Source organism: Polymorphospora sp. NPDC050346 (assembly GCF_040655695.1).
Taxonomy (GTDB): domain Bacteria; phylum Actinomycetota; class Actinomycetes; order Mycobacteriales; family Micromonosporaceae; genus Polymorphospora; species Polymorphospora lycopeni.
Genome location: NZ_JBFAKM010000031.1, coordinates 27,733 through 45,451, shown reverse-complemented (window position 1 = coordinate 45,451; position 17,719 = coordinate 27,733). Strand labels below are relative to the sequence as shown.

20 protein-coding genes are annotated in these 17,719 nt (G+C 72.1%); 12 read left to right on the top strand and 8 right to left on the bottom strand.

The window, feature by feature from the left end:
* Positions 1-4: 4 nt before the first annotated feature.
* From AB0I42_RS27015 to AB0I42_RS27005, 3 genes are read right to left on the bottom strand one after another with little or no spacing between them, the layout of a single operon-like run.
* On the bottom strand, positions 5-1,201 hold the full coding sequence (locus tag AB0I42_RS27015) for a hypothetical protein (RefSeq protein ID WP_357541366.1): 1,197 nt from the start codon (positions 1,199-1,201) through the stop codon (positions 5-7).
* On the bottom strand, positions 1,198-2,694 hold the full coding sequence (locus AB0I42_RS27010; protein WP_357541364.1) for a relaxase: 1,497 nt from the start codon (positions 2,692-2,694) through the stop codon (positions 1,198-1,200). The genes AB0I42_RS27015 and AB0I42_RS27010 overlap by 4 nt, the downstream gene beginning before the upstream one ends.
* Positions 2,691-2,894 (bottom strand): hypothetical protein, encoded by a 204-nt coding sequence (locus AB0I42_RS27005; protein WP_357541362.1) that lies wholly within the window; start codon positions 2,892-2,894, stop codon positions 2,691-2,693. The genes AB0I42_RS27010 and AB0I42_RS27005 overlap by 4 nt, the downstream gene beginning before the upstream one ends.
* A gap of 754 nt (positions 2,895-3,648) precedes the next feature.
* On the opposite strand from AB0I42_RS27005, the gene AB0I42_RS27000 reads away from it, so the two are divergent.
* The gene (locus tag AB0I42_RS27000) at positions 3,649-3,969 is read left to right on the top strand and encodes a hypothetical protein (RefSeq protein WP_357541360.1); all 321 of its coding nucleotides are present in this window, start codon (positions 3,649-3,651) and stop codon (positions 3,967-3,969) included.
* Positions 3,970-4,022: 53 nt separating this feature from the next.
* Here AB0I42_RS27000 and AB0I42_RS26995 read toward each other — a convergent pair whose 3' ends face one another.
* Both AB0I42_RS26995 and AB0I42_RS26990 read right to left on the bottom strand, forming a co-directional pair.
* The gene (locus AB0I42_RS26995; protein ID WP_357541358.1) at positions 4,023-5,165 is read right to left on the bottom strand and encodes a M23 family metallopeptidase; all 1,143 of its coding nucleotides are present in this window, start codon (positions 5,163-5,165) and stop codon (positions 4,023-4,025) included.
* Positions 5,162-5,455, bottom strand: coding sequence for a hypothetical protein (locus tag AB0I42_RS26990; protein ID WP_357541357.1), 294 nt, complete (start codon positions 5,453-5,455; stop codon positions 5,162-5,164). Before AB0I42_RS26990 ends, AB0I42_RS26995 begins: the two co-directional genes overlap by 4 nt.
* A gap of 504 nt (positions 5,456-5,959) precedes the next feature.
* Here AB0I42_RS26990 and AB0I42_RS26985 point away from each other — a divergent pair.
* The 8 genes from AB0I42_RS26985 to AB0I42_RS26950 are packed head-to-tail and all read left to right on the top strand — an operon-like array spanning position 5,960 to position 13,968.
* Positions 5,960-6,373: a hypothetical protein gene (locus AB0I42_RS26985; RefSeq protein WP_357541356.1), complete on the top strand. Its 414-nt coding sequence runs from the start codon at positions 5,960-5,962 to the stop codon at positions 6,371-6,373.
* Positions 6,370-6,639, top strand: a complete 270-nt coding sequence (locus AB0I42_RS26980; protein WP_357541355.1) for a hypothetical protein — start codon at positions 6,370-6,372, stop codon at positions 6,637-6,639. Before AB0I42_RS26985 ends, AB0I42_RS26980 begins: the two co-directional genes overlap by 4 nt.
* Before the next feature lie 18 nt (positions 6,640-6,657).
* Positions 6,658-7,395 carry a hypothetical protein gene (locus AB0I42_RS26975; protein ID WP_357541353.1) on the top strand — a complete coding sequence of 246 codons (738 nt, stop codon included), beginning with the start codon at positions 6,658-6,660 and terminating at the stop codon, positions 7,393-7,395.
* On the top strand, positions 7,395-8,750 hold the full coding sequence (locus AB0I42_RS26970; protein WP_357541351.1) for a hypothetical protein: 1,356 nt from the start codon (positions 7,395-7,397) through the stop codon (positions 8,748-8,750). The genes AB0I42_RS26975 and AB0I42_RS26970 overlap by 1 nt, the downstream gene beginning before the upstream one ends.
* Entirely contained in the window at positions 8,747-10,213 is a 1,467-nt protein-coding gene (locus AB0I42_RS26965) for an SCO6880 family protein (RefSeq protein ID WP_357541349.1), read from the top strand. The genes AB0I42_RS26970 and AB0I42_RS26965 overlap by 4 nt, the downstream gene beginning before the upstream one ends.
* A 7-nt stretch (positions 10,214-10,220) precedes the next feature.
* A complete protein-coding gene (locus AB0I42_RS26960) occupies positions 10,221-11,690 on the top strand; it encodes an ATP/GTP-binding protein (RefSeq protein ID WP_357541347.1) in 1,470 nt (489 codons plus the stop codon).
* The gene (locus AB0I42_RS26955; RefSeq protein WP_357541345.1) at positions 11,687-13,492 is read left to right on the top strand and encodes a TraM recognition domain-containing protein; all 1,806 of its coding nucleotides are present in this window, start codon (positions 11,687-11,689) and stop codon (positions 13,490-13,492) included. Before AB0I42_RS26960 ends, AB0I42_RS26955 begins: the two co-directional genes overlap by 4 nt.
* The gene (locus tag AB0I42_RS26950) at positions 13,489-13,968 is read left to right on the top strand and encodes a DUF4913 domain-containing protein (RefSeq protein ID WP_357541343.1); all 480 of its coding nucleotides are present in this window, start codon (positions 13,489-13,491) and stop codon (positions 13,966-13,968) included. Before AB0I42_RS26955 ends, AB0I42_RS26950 begins: the two co-directional genes overlap by 4 nt.
* 461 nt (positions 13,969-14,429) lie before the next feature.
* Here AB0I42_RS26950 and AB0I42_RS26945 read toward each other — a convergent pair whose 3' ends face one another.
* The 3 genes from AB0I42_RS26945 to AB0I42_RS26935 form a co-directional block, all read right to left on the bottom strand.
* A complete protein-coding gene (locus AB0I42_RS26945; protein WP_357541341.1) occupies positions 14,430-14,615 on the bottom strand; it encodes a hypothetical protein in 186 nt (61 codons plus the stop codon).
* Positions 14,616-14,904: 289 nt separating this feature from the next.
* A complete protein-coding gene (locus tag AB0I42_RS26940; protein WP_357541339.1) occupies positions 14,905-15,345 on the bottom strand; it encodes a hypothetical protein in 441 nt (146 codons plus the stop codon).
* Positions 15,342-15,584: a hypothetical protein gene (locus tag AB0I42_RS26935; RefSeq protein WP_357541337.1), complete on the bottom strand. Its 243-nt coding sequence runs from the start codon at positions 15,582-15,584 to the stop codon at positions 15,342-15,344. Before AB0I42_RS26935 ends, AB0I42_RS26940 begins: the two co-directional genes overlap by 4 nt.
* 252 nt (positions 15,585-15,836) lie before the next feature.
* Between AB0I42_RS26935 and AB0I42_RS26930 the strand changes: the two genes are divergently transcribed.
* From AB0I42_RS26930 to AB0I42_RS26920, 3 genes are read left to right on the top strand one after another with little or no spacing between them, the layout of a single operon-like run.
* Positions 15,837-16,358, top strand: coding sequence for a hypothetical protein (locus AB0I42_RS26930; RefSeq protein ID WP_357541335.1), 522 nt, complete (start codon positions 15,837-15,839; stop codon positions 16,356-16,358).
* Positions 16,355-16,798, top strand: a complete 444-nt coding sequence (locus AB0I42_RS26925; RefSeq protein ID WP_357541333.1) for a hypothetical protein — start codon at positions 16,355-16,357, stop codon at positions 16,796-16,798. Before AB0I42_RS26930 ends, AB0I42_RS26925 begins: the two co-directional genes overlap by 4 nt.
* A complete protein-coding gene (locus tag AB0I42_RS26920) occupies positions 16,795-17,691 on the top strand; it encodes a tyrosine-type recombinase/integrase (protein WP_357541331.1) in 897 nt (298 codons plus the stop codon). Before AB0I42_RS26925 ends, AB0I42_RS26920 begins: the two co-directional genes overlap by 4 nt.
* Positions 17,692-17,719 lie beyond the last annotated feature (28 nt).

The following is a 17,719-nucleotide window of genomic DNA, read 5'->3' as shown; positions in this document are numbered from 1 at the left end:
CTGGCTACCGACCGCCCTGCTCCGGGGCCGCGCCTGCCGTACGACCCACGGCAGGCGCGGCCCCGCCTGACGTTTGCTGCGCGCTGGACGTTCCGCCAGCGGCGGCTGCGGCGACCGCCTCGGCCGTGGGCACCGGATACGCCACCGCAGCCGCATCGGTTCTGGTCTGCGTAGCCGACGGCCCGGGACCGCCCTGCTCGTCGACAACGGCCTCCTCCGGCGACGCCTTGGCCGTGGTCGACGCTTTCGGCCGGGCCGACGCCGTCGCCTTGGTCGCGGCAGCGGCGGCCGGCGCCTGGGCCGTCCCCAGGTCGACCACCCCGCCCACTGCGTCCTCGACCGACCGGTATGCGAAAGCTGCCGGGGTGTGCGCCCGGTCGACGAACTCGGGCACGGCCCGCAGCAGCGGCTCGACGTCGTTACCGGCGTCCTCCAGTTCCCCGAGCAGGTGCACCAGCGCGCCCCACGCCTTGCAACCGATGACCCGCTCGGCCCGGTCGGCTGACCACACGGTCCGCACGTGCGCGGCGGCGCGGTCAGCCCGTTCAGCCTGCTCGCGGGCCGCTTCCGCCGCTCGCTCGGCACGCTCGTCGCGCTGCTCGACGATCTCCCCTTCGACCACCGCTCCCGGCTCGGCCATCCCCGGGTCAGCCTCGGGCGCGGGCCCGGCCGGCGGCCGCGGCGGCGCACCGGTCGACCGGCCCGGCTCGCTGGCGGCCGCCTTCGCCGCAGCCCGGTCGGCGGCGGCCCGGTCCAGCGCGTCTGACAGCCACGCGATGTCGTCCGGGGTCGGCTGCCGACCGGCGGTCGGGTCGACCCGCACGCCACGCTCGGCGAGTCGGTCGACCATCACATCCCGGGCCGCGGCGGCCCTCGGGTCGACGTCGCACCACTCCCTCGCGGCCCGCCACACCCGGGCGATGTCCTCCGCCCCGGCGGTCCGCCACCACTGCGGCCGCATCGCCTCCCGCCACACCATCGCGTCAGCCTGGTGCCGCATCCGGGCCTGCTCCCGCAGCACTCGGGCCTGCTGCTCCCGCCGCTGGGCCACCGCCTGGTCCTGGTGGGCCTGGTCGCGGGCCGCCTCCCGCAACGCGGCGATACGAAGCTCCACGATCACGAGCGCAAGCTGCGTCGCTGACTGGATCATCGCCACCATCACGCCGGACATCCGCTGCCGGGCCTCGTCTACCTCGGTCATCTGCCCTCCCGCTCGTCGACCGCGATCGGCCGGGTCTCGACCGGCCTGCCTACGTCCTGTCGCCACCGCAGCGGCTCGCCCACCTGGGTGGTCGTCACCGTTGCCGCCTGCCGAAGCAGCGGCATCACCCGCTGCGCCGCCACCCGGGCGGCACCGGCGGCGTGCACCTGCTGCTGCGCCTCGCGCAGCCTGGCCAGCGCCACGATCAGCCGAGACGCGGCCACCACCAGCGCCACGATCACCGCCGTCTCCACGCTGTGCCGCGCCACCCCAGCCACCGTCATCGCGTCCGCGATCCGCCCCAACTCCTGCGCGATCGGACTGTCCACCGGTGGCGGCGGGTCACGCCGTGGCGGCGCGGCCGCCCGCGCCAGGATGTCCGCCGCCCGCGACACCGGCCCAGACCCGGCCGGCTCGGCGACCACCGCCGTCGCCGCCAGGGTGTCCGCGCACGCCCGCGCGATCGCCGCCCACTGCGGCGAGTCCGGCGGCACCGCCTCCAGGCGCCGCACAACGTCGTCGAGCGCAGCCGCCGACGCCCGCCACACCTCAATCCGGCGCGGACCCGCCAGCGCCAGACGCTCGCGCGGCTCGACCGCCGCCCACTCGGCCGGAGACAGCCGCGGCCCGTCCGGCCACCGCTGCCGCACCCGGTGCAGGCTCAGGTCACCGTCGAGCAGCCGCCCGGACAGCCAGCGCGGCTTGCCGCCCGACGAGGGTGGCATCGACACCGCGTACCCGACCGTCACCTGCGGATCGTCCTTGTGCTTGCGTGCCGCAACCCGCAACCCGGCAGCCTTCATCCGGGCGATCCATTCCCTTTCCGAACGGGCGCCAGCCAGCGCCGCCCGCACCTCCCGACGCAACGCCTCGCGGTCCGTGACCGGCTTGCCGGCACGGCGGGCCTGGTCGACCTCCGGGCGGCTCGCACCCCGTCTGCGGGTCGCACCCACCCGGCCCGGAGAGTCCTTCCGTAGCCCGAACTCCGTCTCCAGTTCGTCACAGACCTGCTGCGACTGCCGCCATTCGCCACGCAGGTACACCGGCGCACCATCCTCGGTCGCCCGGGTGACGACCAGGTGGATATGGTCGTTTCCGCTGACCGACTGGCCGTGGTGGACCGCGATCCACCGACACCCGGCCCGGTCGCCGTCACCAGCGAACCCCATCTTCTCGACGTACCGGTGCGCGATCCGGCCCCACTCCTCATCAGAGATCGGCCGCTCATCGGACCTGACCGACAACGACACCTGCAACACGTAGTCGCGTAGCCCTCGCTCGCCGAGCGCCGTCTGTGGGGCGTCCAGCCGAGCCGCCAGGTCCGCCAGATCCCATCGTGTTGGATCGTCAGGATGCTGCGGCGGCGCCAACACCGACGGGTCGTCGTAGCCGGCCACAATCCGCGGATTCTCGTGTTCGTCCGACTTTCCTGGCCCCCACAGGTACTCCAGCAGCCCTCGGGTACGGGTGCCTTTGGTGACGTTCGGGTTCACCGGCGCTGCACCGCAGCCAGCGCCTCGTCGACGGCCGTGGTCACTCGTCGGATGTAGTCCGCGATCGCCGGCAGTTCGTCCACCGGCTGCCCCAGCGAGTGCAGCTTGGCGACTGCCTGGTTGAGATTGGTGCACGCCCCACGTAGCTGCCGATGGATACCCATCAGCTCCAGCAGCAGCATCCGACGCTGCTCATCCACACCCGGCTCATCCTCCACAACCGGGCCGGAACCGGTCTCCGAACCGGCCTCACCGATCGCACCGACCTGCCACGCCGACGGCCGCAGACTCGCCATCGCCACATACGCAGCCGGCGCCAAGCGAGCCGCCGCCGCGTACGCGAGTACCTTCCCCAACTCCTCTTTCGAGTACCAGGCGGTGACCCGCTCATCCCTCGGCACCGCGCTCCGGGGACGACGGCGAGCCCGTCCCGCCGTAGGCTGCACAGCTCCCCGACGCAGCCCTTCAGACCCACCCATGCTTCCTCCCACGAAGCGCAGCGACCCGCCGTATCGGCGCCTAACTCGGAGTTACCTTTTAGCTTGCTCCCGCGCCGGAGGCGCGGATTCGGCCCGCAAGCACCGACGTTGGCTCAACATGAAACCGCCTCGTGCAGCCGCCACGAACGCGGCGGCACGGACGGCGGTAGCCACCCGCCACCTGGTGCCGGCCCGACGAACCGGGACGCACCGACGGCGGGCAACAACCCACCCCGAAGGCGGGCGGCCGGACACGGTAGCCGGCCCTGCGCCGCCCGGCGTCAAGGGCGCTGCGCGTCGCTACGCGATGGGCCTTCGGCCCACCCTGGACACCGGTCGACCAGGCCGGCTGGCTCCTACGGCGCCCCCACCCCGGGGGGCCGGGGGTGGACATAGGGGCTCCCCCTTCTCGATCTTCGCGAGTACGCTCAGCCGCCATACGCGCACAACCCGCAACACCCCACGGGAGGCAGACATGGCTGGGCAGACCGCGCGAGGCACACGACAGCAGGTAGAGCGAGCCGCGCTGGACCTGCTGCGCGACAAGACCGCGCTGGTCGGGCAAGCCGCCACCGACCAGCACGCCTGGCAAGAACTCGCCGGCAAGACCGCCGACGCTCTCGACACCTACGCCGCCAGCTACACGACCGCGCTCGACGGCGGCTGGACCGCCGAGGAACTCGACAAGCTCGGCCTGAAGACACCCCCGAACCAGGGCACCAACCGGCGGCGCCGGACCCCTCGGCAGCCGGGCCCGGACGACGTCGACGAGCCGGCCGTCGACACCACCGCCTAGCGCGTCCGGCCGGGCCGTGGACCGTCCGTGGGGCGCGGCCCGGCCGGCGCCGGTCACCACCGGCCCTGCCCCAACGGAGCACCCTGGGCACGCATCCACGGGACCGGGTCGACGGAGTTTGCCGACGTCGCGTTGTACGGGCCCGGCGGCACATTCAGGTGCACCTCGAAGTGCAGGTGCGGGCCCGACGAGTTGCCGCTGGAGCCGACGAAACCGATGACCGCGCCAGCGGCGACCTGGTCGCCGATCCGCACCTCCGGGCGCTGGATCATGTGGCAGTACCGGGTCACGATGTTGCCCGGATGCCGGATGTCGACGTACCAGCCGCAGCCGCCCACCTGCGGAGAACCGTCACGGTCACAGGTGCCCGTCGACGAGTCGCACTTGACCTGCTCGACCAGGCCGACCGACGCGGCCCGGATCGGGTCACCACGCACATCGGAGCGGGCCAGGTCCACGCCGGCGTGCATCCTGCCGCCACGCGGACCGTAGTTGCTGGTCACCAGCGCCCGCACCGGCTGCACCCACCCGCCGGGGCCGACCGGCACCGGCCCCAGATCACCGACACCGCACGGCGCCGTCGGAGCACCACCACCGATCACATCGATGTCCGGCAGGCCAAGCACGTGCGCGGCGAGCTGCTCCGCAGCCTCCTCCCACTTCTGGTACGCCTCCGGATACGCGCTGCGCTGCACCGCTTGCGCCGCAGCGGTCAGCCGCATCCGCTCCCACCCGTCAACACGGACCAGCGACTCGTAGAACTTGGCGGCGGCGTACGACGGCGTCATCCGTTCCCGCACGCTCCCCCAGCTCGGCCGCTGCTGGAACAGGCCGACCGAGTCGTGGTCCTGGCCGACGCCGTCGTGCGGGAGCGACAGCGACTCCGGTACCGACGAGTTGGCGAGGTTCTTCAGGGTCGACTCCTGCATCGCCGTCGCCAGGGCGATCACGAACCCGCGCGGTGGTACCTGGCGTTGCCGGCCGACCGACACGATCGTCGCCGCGTGCGTCACCTGGGTCGACGACCACTCGCCGACACCGGGCACCTCGCCGTCCGGATCGGAACCCACCTGGCACGACGCCGCCTCGGCCTGCCACGCGCCGAACATGGCCACCGGCACACCGACCACCGACCCGCACAGCAGCAGCACCGCGGCGACAATCGCCACCGCCAACGACACCCGCCCCCGGGTCATCGGACCGACCGAACGAAGTCGTTGCCCGTCACCAACCACCGACCATCGACGACCCCGACGGTCACCATCAACGAGCCGGCGTCCGTGGCGACCTCGAGCACCGCGACCCCGTCGGTCGGACCCGACTGAAGCACCGGGTCACCGGTCACCCGCGAGGCCGGAACCGCGGCCGGGTCGACGGTGCGGAGCAGCTCGGCAAACGTCGCCTCGCACCACCGCGACACCTCCTGCCACCAGCCGTCCGCCGGCACCGCCGGCCGCGCCCACGCCGCCGCGAACCCGGCTACCACCGGTAACGCCTGCTCGATCGGTGGCACCGGCCCAGCCGGCACATCGTGGTCGTCGGTTCCGGGTTCTTCCGTCGCTGGCGAAACCGGTTGGGCCGTCGCCGTCGGATACACCGGACCAGCCCCCGCCGGATCCACAGTGTCCGGGCCGGAACCCCCGCTACAGCCGGCCAAAGCGGCAACGACGAACGTCGCCAACACCACGCGAAATCCGGCCGTACGCAGCCGTGCAGACATGCACATACCTCCCCCGTACCGCCGTGACCAGCGGAGACAACACCATAGATCTCTGGGCACAGTCAGTGCTACTGTCTGCACTCGCTGATGACCTTGACGGGGAGAGGGCATCTGATGACACGCCGTAACACGGCGAACGACACCCGACAGCCACCGATCCGACGCCATGACGTCGGCGATCACATGCTGCCCTTCATGCCGATTCCACGGCATCACCTCGATGGCGGGTGGCCCGCGTTGTGGTGGGTCGGGTGCCACGGTGGAGCGGGCGTGACCACCCTGGCACAGCAGACCGGGATCGGCGTCGACCTCGGCACCGCCGCGTGGCCGACCGTCGAGCAGGACATGCCGCTCGCCTCGGTCGTGCTGGTCTGCCGGGCCACCGCCCATGGCACGTGGGCCGCGACCGGGGCGGTCGAGCAGTGGCGCCGCCGCGTCACCGGCTCCCAGGTCCGACTGCTCGGCGTCGTCGCCGTCGCCGCCTCCCAGAAGCGGCCGCCGCGCATCGCCACCGAACGCCTGCAACTGCTCGCCGGCTGGGCGCCGAACGTGTGGCACATCGGCTGGACCGAAGCGCTGCTCGCGGCCGACCACCCCACCGACATCGGCGCGCACCCTCCCGACGTCGAGCACCTGCGCCACACACTCGCCGGCGCAGTCCACGCACCCCTGGAGACACGATGATCGACGTACTCGCGCAACTCGCCGCCGTACCCGACCCCGGCGGCGGCGTCGCCCCGCCCGGCGTCGAGGGCAACGTGCTGCTGATCCTGCAATGGATCGCGTGGCTGGCCACCGCCGCCTGCGTCGGCGGCCTCATCGTCACCGCGGCCCGGATGGCGATCGCGCACCGCCGCGGCGACGACACCCACATCGGGCAACTCGGCTGGATCGCCGGCGCCTGCATCCTTCTCGGTAGCGCATCAGGACTCGTCGGCGCCCTGATCTAACCCCTCCAGGGAGCCCCCATGACCTCGCCACCCCCCGACTACGCAGGGCGGCCACCATGGACCCGGCCCGGGTTCATCGCGGCCGCCGTCCTCGTCGCCGTGGTCCTCGTCATCGGCCTGGTCGTCGCGCTCCAACCCCGCGACGACCCGCCGCCGCCCACCGTCACGCCACCCACCGCCGGCCCGATCGACCCCGGCCCGGCCGGCACCGCGACGGCCGCACCGCACGCGATCCCGACCACCGCCCCCGACGGCATCACCTGGGAGCTGGTCGGCCAGGTCGCCGTGCCCGTGCACCCCACCGCCGGGCCACGAACCCGCACCGGCGGCACCGCCGCCGGCTACGCCCACGACCCGGTCGGCGCGCTCGTCGCCGCCGCCCAGATTGCCGTCCGCGCCGGCATCTCCGCCGGCCGCGACTCGTGGGAGCCGACCATCGAGCGGCAGTTCGTCCCCGGCCCCGACCGGGACCGGCTACTCGACAGCCTGCTCACCGCCGCCGACGCACCATCCCAGCCCGGCGAACTCAGCCAGATCGCCGGCTACTCGTATCTGTCGTACACCCCAGACACCGCCGTCATCGGCCTCGCGCTGCGCGCCCCGTCCGCCGGCAGCCCGCGCTACCACGTGCTGACCCTGACCCTGCTGTGGCGCGACGGCGACTGGCGGATGCAGGCCCCGCCCGGCGGCGCCTGGACCGCCGTCAACCGCATCGCCAGCGACCTGACCGGCGTCGTCGAGTGGGGACCACGCTGATGTGCAACCCCCTCGACCCGTTCTGCTCCCCCATCGGCCAGGTGGCCGGCGCCAGCGCCGAACGGTTCCTCGAAACCCTCGCCGAGCAGGCGTCCGAGGCCGCCGCCGAAATGCTCAAGGCGATGGTCACCGGCTGGCTGACGATCCCCGCCCCCTCCGTCGACCAGGAGTCCGGGCCCGTCGCCTACCTGCGGACCTACACCAACTGGGCCGTCGCCGCGATCGCGGTCGGCGCCGTCCTCATCGCCGCACTCAAAATCGCGTGGGAACGCAACGGCCGCGAGGCCGGTGAACTGGCCCGGGGACTGGTCGCGCTCGTCGTCATCACCGGCGCCGGCGTGCCGGCGATACGGCTGCTCACCCAGACCGGCGACAGCTACTCGAACTGGATCCTCAACGCCGCCGCCGACGGCGACCTCGGCGAACGGCTGCTGCTACTCGCCCCCAGCGCGGCGTTCACCGGCATGCCGTCGATGCTGATCCTCGGCCTGAGTCTGTTCCTGTTCCTCGCTGCCCTCACGCAGCTCCTGCTGCTACTCGGGCACGGCGGCGGTCTGATCCTGCTCGCCGGCCTGGTCCCAGTCGCGGCCGCGGCCGGCATCACCGGAGGCGGTCGCGCCGTCCTCGGCCGCTACCTCACCTGGGGCGTCGCGCTCATCCTCTACAAGCCCACCGCCGCGACCATCTACGCCGGGGCGTTCTGGACCATCGGCAAGGCCCAGGACCTGACCACCCTGCTCACCGGGCTGGTCATGATCTGCATGGCCATCGCTGCCCTGCCCGCCCTGCTGCGACTGCTCGCCCCACCCGTGGCGATGCTCACCGGTGGAGGCGGGTCCAGCGGCTCCGCCGCGGCCGGAATCGCCGCCGCCGGGCAGCTCGCCACCGGCGCGATCCGCCTCGCGAGCAGCGGCGGCGGCGGCAAAGCACCGACCGCACCGGCGTCCTCGACGTCCGCGTCCGATGGGCCGACCGGTTCCACCCCGGCCGCGCTGCCGGCCGGCGGTGGCCGGCCCGCCCTGGGCAGCTCCGGCAAGACTCCGCTCCCACCCGGCGGAAGCTCGCCAGCCCTGGGCGGGTCCCCCCTGTCCACGCCCCCACCAACCGGACCAGCTCCCACCCCCGTCGGCGTCCCACCCACCGGCCCCATCGGATCCGCAGGCGGTGGAGCCGCTGCCACTGCCGGCGGTGGCGGGGCGGCAGCCGCTGGTGTAGGCGGCGGTGCGGCGGCCGCTGCCGGCCCGGCCGGGCTCGCCGCCGGGGCCGCGATCACCGCGGCGAAAGCCGGCCCGCAAGCAGTCCGCAAGGTCGGCGGTACCGCCGCGACCGGCGCGGCCGAGAGCGAGAGCACATGAGCACCGGAGTCACAGACCGGCCATCCACCCAACCCCGGACCTACGGCAACTGGAGGCTCGGACGCGGCGCCGGCCTGTTCGGGCTCGGCCCGATCGGCACCGGCGCGGCGTTCGCGTTCGCGGTCCTGGCGGCCGCGATGCTGCCCGTGTCGACCTTCGCCGCGCTGCTCACCGCAGTACTCGGCGTCGCGATCCTGGCCCCGCTGGCCATCCGCATCAACGGCCGCAGCGGCCTGCAAGCGATCACCGCTCGGATCGCCTGGTGGAGAGGCCGCAGCGCACGACAGCACGTCTACCTCTCCGGGGTCGCGTCCCCTGTCACTGGCAGCCACCAGCTCCCCGGCGTGCTGGCCCGATCCGAGGTCTGGGAGGTCGAGACCGGACGGGCCGGAACCGCCGCCGTCGTCGTCATCCCGCAATCCCGCCACTACACGATGACGCTGCGGGTCGCCCCCGAAGGCATGGACCTGGTCGACCAGGAGGTCACCGACGCCCGCGTCGGACACCTCGCCGCCTGGCTGGCCGCACTCGCCCGCGAGCCGCACCTGGTGCAGGCCGCGATCACCGTCGAGACCACCCCCGACCCCGGCACCCGCCTGGCGTCCGAGGTCGCCGCCACCACCGTCGACAACGCCCCCGACCTGGCCCGCCAGGTCCTCGCCGACGTCGTCCACACCTACCCTGCCGGGTCGGCGACGATCGACACCCGGGTGTCGCTGACCTACACCGCACCGCCCGGCCGGCCCACGCACGCCGACGTGTGCCGCGACGTCGCCGCCCGGCTCCCGCACCTGCACGCCGGCCTCACCGGCGCCACCGGCGCCGGCATCGCCCCGATGTCCGCCCGCAGCCTCGCCGGTGTCGTCCGCGCCGCCTACGACCCCGCCGCCGCCACCGACCTGACCCGCGACCCGCACCTGACCCCGGACTGGCCCCAGGCCGGACCGGTCGCCACCCGCGAAAGCTGGGACTCCTACCGGCACGACTCCGGCGTATCCCGCACCTGGTGCATGGTCGAGGCCCCGCGCGGCGTCGTGTTCGCCTCCACGTTCGCGCGGCTGCTACAGCCCGACCCGCAACTGCTCCGCAAGCGCGTCACGCTCCTCTACCGGCCCTACCGGCCGCACGAGGCAGCCCGCCTGGTCGAGAACGACAAGCGCGACGCCCGGTTCCTGGCCAGCAAGAAGTCCCGACCCAGCGCCCGCGACCTGACCGACCTCGCCGCCGCCACCCAGGCCGCCGAGGAAGAAGCCGCCGGCGCCGGCGTCATCCGTTTCGCCGTCCTGGTCACCGCCACCGTCGCCGAACCCGACCAGCTCGACGAAGCGACCGCCGTCATCCGGGCCCGCGCTGGCGAGGCCCGGCTCACCCTGCGCCCGATGCACGGCAGCCAGGCAGCCGGATTCGCCGCCGGCCTGCCCGCCGGTGTCGTCCTGCCCACCCACGCCACAATCCCCTGGTGAGGCCACCGTGAGCAGCAGGCCACCCGTACCGCGCCCCCGCACCGCCCGCCGGCCAGGCCGGCTCGGCCACACCGGCCCCGGCGGCGGCCGCTGGTCCTACGTCGAAGCACCGACGGAGTACCGGGGTACGACGGTGCAGGTGTGCGGGCTGAATCCGTTCGCGCTCGGCTCGTCGACGCCGATGATCGGCGTGCCCCTCGGCCGCCACATCTACAGCGGCAGTGCGGTCTGCTTCGACCCGATCTCCTGGTACACGAGGGCGAGGTTGATCAACAATCCGAGCGTGTGGATCGAGGGTGAGCCCGGCATGGGCAAGTCGACCGCCGTACGCCGGATGGTCCTCGGCCTCACCGCCCAGGGCGTCACGCCGCTGATCCTCGGCGACCTCAAGCCCGACTACGCGCAACTCGTTCGCGCGCTCGGCGGGCAGGTGCTGCGGGTCGGGCCCGGCCTGGACCGAATCAACCCCCTGGATGCCGGGCCGTGGCGGCAGGTTCTCGAGCGCGTCGACGAGCGCACCGCCGCGACCGTCCGGGCCGCGGTCACCGACCGCCGGCTCAACATGGTCGTCGCGCTGGCCACGTTGGTCCGGCGAGGCCCGGTCAGCAGCGACGAGGCCACCGTGCTCGCGGCCGCGCTGCGGTACCTCGCCGACCGGGAGACATCGACCCAGCCGGTGCTGTCCGACGTCCTGGCCGTCATCCGCGACGCACCCGCCGACGTCCGGGCGGTCACCCTGTGGCAGGACGACACCGACATCCCGAAGTTCCGCGAGGATGTCGCCGACCTTCAGCGGACCCTGCTCGCGCTGCTCCACGGTCCGCTCGGCTCCACGTTCGAGGGCGCGACCACCACCGCGATCGACCTGGGCACCCCGGCGGTCTGTGTCGACATCTCCGGGATTGATGACACCGACGAGCTGCGTACCGCCGCGACCCTGCTCGCCACCTGGTCCTACGGGTTCGCCCAGGTAGAGGCCGCGCACCTGCTCGCCGACCTCGGCCTCGCCCCGCCCCGCACGTTCTTCACCGTGCTCGACGAGCTGTGGCGGGCGCTGCGCGTCGGGCACGGCCTGGTCGACCGCGCCGACGGCCTCACCCGCCTGAACAGGCAGAAGGGCACCGGGACCGCGTTCATCACCCACAGCCTGGCCGACCTGGAGGCCCTACCGACCGCCCACGACCGGGCCAAGGCCCGAGGCTTCGCCGAACGCTCCGCGGTGCTGATGATCGGCCCGTGCTCCGAACAGGAACTGGACGCGGTCAGCCGCGTCCGTACCCTGTCCCGCGCCGAACGCGCCGAGATACTGTCCTGGTCCGCACCACCCTCCTGGACCGCCGACCAGGGCAGCGTCACCGTCGGCCGAGGCAACTTCCTCATCAAGGTCGGGGCGCGGCCGGGCATCCCGGTCCACCTCGAACCGACCGAGATCGAGCAGCGGCTCGGCAACACCGACTCCCGCTGGACCATGGCGTGAGCAGGCCGGTCGGCCCCCGAGGCGGCCACGACGACGCCGGCCTACTCGTCGGCGGAATCGCCATAACGGCCCTGGTCGTCGCCAGCACGGTCTGGCTGCCGATCACCTTGACCGACGCCCCCGGCTACACCGGCGGCGGCCCGATCGCCGCCGCCACCGGCCTGCTGCGCGGCGAGATCCGCTGGACCACCGCCTGCACCCTCGTCGCCGTCGCCGAGGCCGCCGTCCTGGTGCTGCTCGTCGCCGTCGTCCTGCTCGCCCGGCGGGCGATCCGCCGGCGGCGGACCCGGGTCGACGGCGCCGCCCGCAAGATGGCCAGACGCGCCGAACTGGCCCACCTCGGGCCGGCCGGCGTCACCGAGAGCGCCCGCCGGCTACGGCCCAGCCTCAACGGCGTCGACCAGCCAGGTCCCGACGAGACCGGCGTCCTCATCGGCTACACCGTCGCCGAGGGGATGCCGCTGCGGCAGTCCTGGGAGGACATGGCGGTTGGCATCTGGGGGCCGCGGACCGGCAAGACGACGTCGCTGGCCATCCCCGCCATCGTCGCCGCGCCCGGCCCGACCCTGGTCACCTCCACCAAGGGCGACATCGTGGAGGCCACGTACGACATCCGCGCGGCTCGCGGGCAGGTGCGGGTCTTCGACCTCCAGGACATCTTCGGGCACGGGCAGCACATGTGGTGGAACCCGCTGCGTGGCATCAACACCATCACCGACGCCCGCCGGCTCGCCGAGCACTTCGCCGCCGGTGAACGCCCGCCCAACGCCTCCCGTGACTCGTTCTTCGACCCGGCCGCCGAAAGGCTGGTCGCCAACCTGCTGCTCGCGGCCGCCGTCTCCGGCCGCGACATCCTGGCCCCCTACCGGTGGTCGGTCGACCCCCGCGACGACGAACCCGCGCTGCTGCTCCGCGAGCACGGCTATGACCTGCCCGCCGCCTCCGTCACCGGCTCGCTCAACCTGCCCGACAGAACCCGAGGCGGCGTCTACGCTGGCGCCCAGGGCCTGCTGGAGTGCCTCACCGAGCCCGCCGTCAGCCGCTGGGTCACCCCGCCGTCCAGGCTCGACAAGGAGGTACTCGAGTTCGACCCGGCGGCGTTCGTCGACAGCACCGACACGCTGTACCTGCTGTCCGAGGGCGGCGCCGGCAGCCCCGCCCCCCTGGTCGCCGCACTGACCGACGCGGTCATGCACGCCGGCGTGCTACGCGCCCGCAAGTCCGCCGGCCGCCGCCTCGATCCGCCGCTGCTGGCCGTCCTCGACGAAGCGGCCAATATATGTCGCCTCCGTCAACTCCCGTCGCAGTACTCGTACTTCGGATCCCACGGGCTGGTCGTCATCACGATCCTCCAGTCGTACCCGCAGGGCATCGACGTCTGGGGCCGTGAGGGCATGGAGAAGCTGTGGAGTGCGGCCAACGTCCGCACCTACGGCGGCGGCGTCGCCGACGACGCCTTCCTCGAAAAGCTCTCCCGCCTCATCGGCGACCACGACGTCACCACCAGGTCGACGTCGACCAGCGGCACCGGCTGGGGCCAACGCTCCGTCTCCCACTCGCCCCGGCGGCAACGGATCCTCGACCTCGCCGACCTGCACGCCCTGCCCAGGGGCCGCATGGTCATCTACGTATCCGGCGCCCGGCCCGCCCTCGCCCGCACCGCCCCGTGGAAGACCGGGCCGTACGCCGACGCCGTCCGGGCCTCGATCGCCCGCTGGGATCCCACCGGGGAGACCTACCAGCGCCTGCTCGACGACGTCGTCGAACCCGACGACCAGACAGACCCGGAGCCGAGCCCATGACCGAACCCGACGAGGACCCGGTCGCCAACCTCGCCGACCTGCTCGACCAACTCACCGGCACCGGGACCGCACCGGAACCGCCGGCCACCGAACCCGACCCGGCCGGCGACGACCCGGAACCGGTCTTCGGCAGCGTCGACGAGTTCGTCGACCGGTACCTGGCCGTTGTCGTGGAACGCCGGGTCGCCGAGCGCGGCGCCAGCGGCGTGAACTGGTGCTCCATCTGGTGGGGTCATCCCGAGGCGATCTCCCGCATCTACGCGCTCTGGCGGGCGTGGGAAACCTTGCGCGTCTCCGACCCGCAGACCGGCATGTCGGCCTGGTGGCGCGACCACCTCGACCCGCACCTCAACGTCCTGACCAGCGAAAACGGGCCGTTCACCCGCTGCGAACCCGGCCGGCATCGCCCACTGGATCCCCTGCCCGTACAGCCCGCGCCCGCCGCCGTCCTCGCCGCGCTACCTGACTCGAAGTAGCCCATGTCCGACATTGCAAGCAAGCATGCATGCAAACTCTGCTAGCAAGCTTTCCAGAGTTGTGGTCCACCAACAGAGTTTGCTGAACTTCATCAGCTCGACTGCATCTCAATCCGTGAACCTTAATCTAGATGCTCATCAAGCGATGCATGTTCTAGAACCTGGAAAGTACGTCGCAGGAAGTAATGAATTAGAGCATCTCCTTCAGCAACCTATCTAGAGATGCAAGGAACTTTGCTGGAGCGATAGAGTTGTTGAAAGGTGCTGTGCGACCGAACTCGTCAGTACTCTCAACGAAAGTAGTTCTCAGCACAGGTGCAGGAGTTAGGAAACTATGTCATCCTTGACGAGATCCTGTGCGTAGATACACAGAACCCCGCTCCCTGGTTTGGAGACCGGATGGGAGCGGGGCCTGTGGGTCGAAGGGACAGGATGTTGGTTCAGAACGGTGGTGGTGGCGCCTAGATGGGGCCACCACCGCCCAACCAAGGGATCGCGCTGACCAGGGAGTATGTCGTCAACTGCCCGGCAACCTCGATCAGGCCAGTGGCGAGGACCAAGGTCCACGGCGAGTGCAGCAGGCGGTGCAGCCGACTCCGGCGTTCGTCGCCCTTGTCCGGCTGCACCGGTTGATCATCCTCGGCCATCTCTCCTCCTCTCTTTTCAGGGCACGGCAAAGCCGGCCCACTGAGCTACATGGAACGGTTGCGGATTCACCGTAACCGAAAGGAAAGAGTACACCCACGAGTCGGTGCGGACACAAAAAACCTGTCGAGATCGCAGTGTGTAATTGGAGCGAAACGCAATATCAGCAGGCCACCCAGGCGGTGCGGCCCGTCTGCTTTTTGGGTCGATCTGCCCAGAGACGCCCCTGTTCGTCGGCCCCGAGGTCGACGCGGGTCCCTTCCGGGCAGGGGCGGCTCGTCGTGCACGAGGTCAGCGCTGCCGGGAAAGCCGGACCAGGCGGGCGATCACGTCGGCGATCGCGACGCTGCCGTCCTCGGCGCGGCCCAGGGTGCCGCGGCGCACGAGGGTTCCGACCGTGTCGCGGGTGACTCCGAGTACCTCAGCGGCTTGACTGTGGGTCCATCCGCCAGGCTGCCGCGCCGCCCATGACGGGGCTATGGCAAGGCCGAGCGGGGTACGCCACCAGGACAGATCGGGGTCGCCGTGGGGCCACAGCGCGTTCAGGATGTCGAGGGCGACAGTGTCCACGTCGGCGCCATCCTCGAGTTCGCCGATCAGTCGGTCGGCGGCCTGCTCGGCCCGGACGGTGAGCAGCTCGACGAGGTCGGCGCCGAGGATGGCGGCTAGCTGCGTGGCGACGGCGCTCAGCTCGTCGACGAGCTGAGCGCCGGCCATCTCGGAGGTGGTCACAGGTGGACCACGTCGCAGCGCCACTGCATCTCGCCGGTCTCGACCCAGTCGCCGACGCGGCGGTACCCCTGGCGCGTCAGCTCGGCGTCGGCGCGGTCGTTGTCCACCTCGTCCTCTCCCCAGGGCTCCATCGTGGTGCCGTCGATGGCCTTGTTGTCCTCGATGGCCTGCTCGCTGTCGAAGATCCAGAGGGCGGCCTCGTAGACGTCGAGCGTGGCGGTAAGCCGGGGTTCGATCATGGCGGGTCCTTCCGAGCGCTGGGAGGCGGCGCCCCCTCGTGTCACACAGCATTGCGTGACATCGGAACCATGTCAAGCAGATCTGCGTGACAAGCAAGCGAGAGGGGCGGGTGAGACCGGCCGTCGCGACATCTCGCACACTCAGCGGATAAGTACCGTTATCCACTGAGAACCCGTAGGATCTCAGTGGATAACGTCGGCAGGGCAAGGGCGCTAAGCCGGCGAAAACTCAGCGGATAAGAGGGAGAGCCCGTGAGTGACGATCCGACCAGGGCGGACGGGACCGACGCTACGCCGCCACTGACGACCCGTGGCGGCGACGGCAAGACCCGCGCCGTCGTCAACGTGTTCGACCCCGGCCATCTGACCGACGCGGTCGGGCAGTACGAACTCATCCTGGTCGACACGCCGCCAGCGCCGGCACACCTCGAAAGGCGCTGGGTACAACTCGACGACTTCGACGCCAAGACGTACGAGGCCATCGACGCGCTGACCGCTGTCGTCGAGCACCCCGAAGCCAGCAACTACGCACCAAAGCGCGCCGCGCTGCTCGAAGCGCTGAACTGGCTGGAGCTGGACGCGACCTGCGGCGACTGCGTCGAGGGCCGCTGCCACTTCGGCGGCGCCCGGTCGCAGGCGTCGATCGAGGCCGCCAACGCCGGCGAAGAGTACGACGACCCGACATTCGGCCGCTGCGGGTGCGACCGCCACGCCGTCAGTGTGGAGGCTCGCCAGCGGCGGGCCCGGCTGAGGGCCGCGGGGATCCTGTCGTGAGCCCCGTTGACGACGGCGGGGGCCGGTTCGACGTCGTCGACGGACGCCCGGACTTCGACACCGTCTACACCCGTTGCCCGACCTGCGGGGTCGTGGCGGCCGCCGGCAGCGCCGACTACCCGCTGACCGCTGGCGGCGACGCGGACCTGTCCGGGGAGATCCGGCTGACCTGCGCCCCGGCCGGGCACCGGTACACGGTGACCAGCGCGGCGTTCTTCGCCCGCGACGCCGTACGCACCTGCGCCCGGCCAGGCTGCGGCACCACGTTCGCTTGTCCGGCCGAGGCCGACGAGGTCGTCTGCCCGACCTGCCGGTTGTACCAGCCCGGACCGTTCCTGCACGCCGACGACAGACGCCGTGACTACGTACGCCGGGTCCACCACGACTACCTCGATGACGTCCGGGCCCGGCTGCACCGGCCTTACGGAGATCCGCAGTGACCGCGAAGGTCATCGCGCTACGTCCGGCCACCGAGGGCCCGGCGGCCGCCGGCCGGGCGCTGGAGGCAGTCGGCCGCTACCTGGACCGGTGCAAGCTCGCGCCGAACACGGTGCGGGCGTACCACAGGCAGACCAGTGCGTACGTGGCCTGGCTCAACGCCCACACCGCCCAGCACCCAGACGCGTTCGTCGACGTCGTCGGCGCCGAGGCCGCCGTCACCGCCTGGCGCCGGCACCTGCTACGCCGCAAGGCCAGCCCGGCCACGGTCAACCAGGCCCTGGCCGCCGTCGACCTGCTCTACGAACGGGCCGGCCTGCACATCCAGGTCAAACGGGCCCAGGTGCCCCGGCCCGGCGAACCCGATGCGCTGGAACAGTCCGAGCAGAACGCGGTCGAGCGGGCCGCGACCCGCCGCGGCGTACGCGACGCGGCGATCATCGCCCTACTGCTGTACTGCGGGGCCCGGGTCGACGAGGCCGCCCGGCTCGACATCGACGACGTGGCTATCACCGCCCGCACCGGCAGCGTCCGCCTGCACGGCAAGGGCGACGAGGTCCGCGACGTACCGATCCCGGCGGTCGCCCGGGAGCGGATCGCGGCGTGGATCCGGATCCGCAGTACTGACCCCGGTCCGCTGTGGGCCGGGCAGCGCGGGCCGCTGACCGCCTCCGGCATCACCCAGGTCGTCCTGGCCGTCGGCGCCGCCGCCGGCGTGCAGGGCCTGCGCCCGCACCGGCTCCGGCACACCTTCGCCACCCGGTTGCGGCAGGCCGGGGCCGACCCCGCCCAGATCCAGGCTCTGCTCGGCCATGCCCGCGCGGAGACGACCGCCCGCTACTTCCGGGCCGGGGCCGCGGAGTTGGCCGCCACGGTCGAGGCCGCGTTCGAGTAGAGCCCGACAGCACCACGGCCCCGCACCT